The sequence below is a fragment of the Microcoleus sp. MON1_C1 genome, assembly GCF_036701945.1.
In the GTDB taxonomy this organism is placed as follows: domain Bacteria; phylum Cyanobacteriota; class Cyanobacteriia; order Cyanobacteriales; family Microcoleaceae; genus Microcoleus.
This window is the reverse complement of record NZ_JAUBRO010000117.1, coordinates 1-4010: the sequence shown is the minus strand read 5'-3', so window position 1 is coordinate 4010 and position 4010 is coordinate 1. Positions and strand designations below refer to the sequence as shown.

At 48.0% G+C, this 4010-nt stretch carries 2 protein-coding genes; both read left to right on the top strand.

Annotated elements, in window-relative coordinates; translation table 11 throughout:
• Positions 1-348 precede the first annotated feature (348 nt).
• Positions 349-669, top strand: coding sequence for a hypothetical protein (locus QUA62_RS28950; RefSeq protein WP_333408245.1), 321 nt, complete (start codon positions 349-351; stop codon positions 667-669).
• Positions 670-813: 144 nt separating this feature from the next.
• Positions 814-4010 (top strand): DUF4347 domain-containing protein (locus tag QUA62_RS28945; RefSeq protein ID WP_333408244.1); only part of this gene is annotated, 3197 nt, incomplete at its 3' end.

Genomic DNA, 4010 nt, shown 5'->3' with positions numbered 1-4010 from the left:
CTCATCTTTTTTCACAGTTTTACTAGCTTTTTCATTTTCGCGCTTTTTTCATATATTTGCAAAAGTGAGATGCACCCGAAGAGGGTTCTCTCTTGTTCATGAGTCAGGGATACCCTTAAGCGAGCTCCCATATGTTAATGACCTCGGTAGATTTCTTCTCTGTCTTCATTTATTTTCACCTACTTTGGTTTTTTCGTGCCTACCTACTTATCACCCGTAGGATATCGAATCTATCGGTAATTGCGCGTTTGTCGGAAGTAAGGGAAAACACGCATAATATAAATTCCGTGAGATCCCGGATGGCAGCGCAGCAGAAATAAAGCAAACTGATAGATAGGTTAAATAAAAATGAGCGAAATAAACAAGGTCGCTGGCAGTTTCAGAAGCTCTGAATCCAAGGTTGTATCTACCCCTAAACTCGCTTTTGGAGGGCGCAATATGTTGGATTTTTTAATGGAAACGGCTCGATCCTCGGAATACGCAAATTCCCCATCCAAAAGCTTTGTATTCAAGGACTCCAGCATCAATAAAGGTGGATATTTTGTTTCCAGAATTTTGGCTGGGGAATCTGACAGTATCGAAAAAATTACCTCGGCACTTCAAAAATATGCCTCTATCCTTATAGAGGTTGACAAAGTTCGCACAACTTATGACGGCAGCTCGGGCTAACTGCAATTAGGCTCTGTTCTCCTCAGTTCAGATTACCTCGATCCATACAAAAGTTAATTGCCAAAATCGCACAGTTATCAAATAAGCTTGATGAGATAACTCCGGGGTGTATCTACCAATAATGCCCTTAATGGAGTCTCCAATATGAGTTCTACATTCGCTCAAGTTAACTCACAATCTTCTTTGGAAAAACAGCCACTGCGCTCCTTAGTCTTCATTGACTCCGGCGTGGAAGATTACGAGTCAATTGCAGCGGGAGTGCTGCCGGGACAGCAGATAGTAATACTCGATCGCACCAAAAACGGCATCGAACAAATCAGCTCTGAAATTGAACAGTACGCCTCTACTAACGGGGCTATTGACTCGGTTCACATTATTTCTCACGGCAGTTCTGGCAGCCTACAATTAGGCAATACCGCTCTGGGCTCAGAGAACATAGAGCAATACAAAAGCCAGTTGGAAAAGTGGCAAACTTCACTAGCCCCACAAGCAGACATCATGCTGTACGGCTGCGATGTAGCAGACGGTACAGGTGCTAATTTCGTCGATCGATTCAGTGAATTAACCGGGGCTGACGTTGCGGCATCCACCAACACAACCGGCAGCGGCGGCGACTGGAATTTAGAATTTGCCTCTGGCAAAATTGATTCTCCCTTAGCCTTGCAGGCCGATGCGATGGCAAGTTACCAAGGTAATTTAGCTACGATCGTAGTAGCCAACAATAGCGATAGCGGGCCCGGTTCATTAAGGGCTGCGATCGCCACCGCTGTTGCCGGCGATATTATTACCTTCGCTCCAGGTTTAGCCAGCCAAACCATTACCCTCACCAGCGGTCAACTCGATATTCCCGTTGGCAAAAACATCACCATTGACGGCGCCGCCGCACCCGGTTTAACCATCAGTGGCAACAACGCATCCCGCGCCTTTTTTGTCAATGCCAACGTTGCAACTGCTACCAATTTAGTTGTCAAAAACCTGATTATTACTAACGGCAAAACTACCGCTAGAGGTGGCGCGATCGGCACAACCGACGAAGTAAACCTCACAGTAGAAAACGTTCAGTTCAACAACAACGTCGCCGATAAAGGCGGTGGCGCAATTTTCGGTAATTTCAACAATACCCTGACTGTTACCAACAGTAAATTCAACGGCAACGTAGCCACCTCCGCTAACGATGAACGCGGTGCAGGTGCGATCGGCTTTTTGAGTTTCAAAACTTTTACAGTCACCAACAGCGACTTCACCAACAACAAAGGAATTAACGGCGGGGCGATTAACAGCCTTCAAGGTAAGCTGACAATTGACAACTCCCGATTCATCGGCAACGATACCACCGCAGCCGTTTACGCAACAGGCCAAGATAATCCGTTTTTAAGGGGTTTTGGCGGCGCAGTTTACACAGACAGAGCCAGCAATCCGAGCGAAGCTTCCGGCACAATTAAGATTACCAATAGCGTATTTCAAGACAATAAAGGTCGAGGTGAAGGAGGCGCAGCTTATCTGTTCACCGGCAGCCAAGACAAGGTTATTTTGGAAAAGAGCACCTTCCAAAATAACGAAATTCTGGCGCTACCCAACGGTGGAAATGCTGGAAACGGTGGTGGGGTAACGATTTTGAGCGACAGCACCAACCAGGGATTGACCATTACCAACACCACCTTTGCGGGCAACAAAGCCGGCAATCAAGGTGGCGGGCTGTGGATGCGAAATGCCCCTACTACGATTACTAACAGTACGTTTTCTGGCAACTCCACGGCGTTTGCTGCTGGTGATTTCAACAAACTCGGCGGTGCAATGACTCTTGGTGCACCCACAACCATTCTCAACACGACGATCGCCGATAATTCAGCAGGCTGGGTTGGTGGAGGTATCTTCGCCGATGCCAATAATGTCACCCTCAAAAATACGATTCTTTCCAACAATACAGCGGCTAACGGAGGAAACCCTTGGGGCATTCAGCAACACGTCACCGCCCAATATAGCGATCAAGGAGGGAATTTTCAGTGGCCGCCCAAAAACCCCAATGACGGAAGCGATTTCAATGCGACGGCAAGTATTACGATCGCAGACCCGAAACTCGGCCCTTTGCAAAACCTCAACGGCGCTTTAGTCAGGCCGCTGCTGATAGGAAGTCCGGCAATTGATAAAGGGATTGCCACTGGCGCACCCACTACGGATCAGCGCGGCGTGACTCGCCCTCAAGATGGCGACAGCATTCCAGGTGCGATCGTGGACAGCGGCTCTTTTGAATTTGGAGGTAGTGTCGTCCCGGTGCCGACTCCGACTCCGGCGCCAACTCTTACTGGCTCTTTGGGTCAAACCAATAATTACAGCAGCATTAGTGACCTGATCACAAAATGGCCGAATGCCGCCCAGAATCAAGGCATCAAACTGTCTGGGATAGCCTTTGATGGCGTGGAAACTGACTACCTTAACCCGAATGTCATCAGCAACCTCACCTTAGCAACGAACGAAAACCCTAAAAGCTGGATGAGCTACGGCAGTACCGGTGGTATTGGTGTCCCATCCTCTTATGATGGTTGGTTCACCGACGCCAAGAAAATTCGGGCGGAAATCAACCATAACCCCAACACCAATCAATCTCAGGCGCTGAAGGTGAAATGGGCAGATAACCAAGACATCACTAGCACAACGATCGACCTCAGTGGATTGACTCCCAAAACAAGTCCTGGTTTGGGCGATCAAGGCAATGAAGTTGGTTTTCTGCAAATCTTTAATAATGGGGTTCGGGTACCGGCCACCAATTTTAAGATCGCTCGCCTCAACGCTCCGAGCGCTCCAAAACCCATTACTGTGTCTTCAGATGGAGTGACTTTCATTGGCGATCGCACCGATGGCAGTTTCAAATTCCAGATAGTAGGAGACTCTTTGGGCGGCGCTACTTTTGACGAACTGCGGTTCTCCACTAAAGCCTACGATAGCCCCACCGCTGCCTACGCCGCTACCTCGTTCAAAAATGACGGTTCCGACTACCTAGTGCGGAACATTGAATATCAAGGGATTTCTAATATTGATACTAATGCTGTGCCTCCAACTTTCTTCTCTTACGGTTCGTCTCCCGATCCTATTATTGATGGTGGTTCTGGAGAGTTTACGATTAATCGGACTGGCGATACTTCGGTTTCCGCTTCGATCGACTATTTGATTGTTGCCCCTGCTGGTGGTCAACCTGTGAACAACGTAGACTACAACATTAGTCCATTTGCTGTAAATCCTTCGTCCGGCACGGTGAACTTTAATGCCGGTCAAACTAGCGTTAGTCTGACGATTAACAATCTTCCTGGTTTGACTGGTGGGGTGGTGAATTTGGGCTTTGGCCC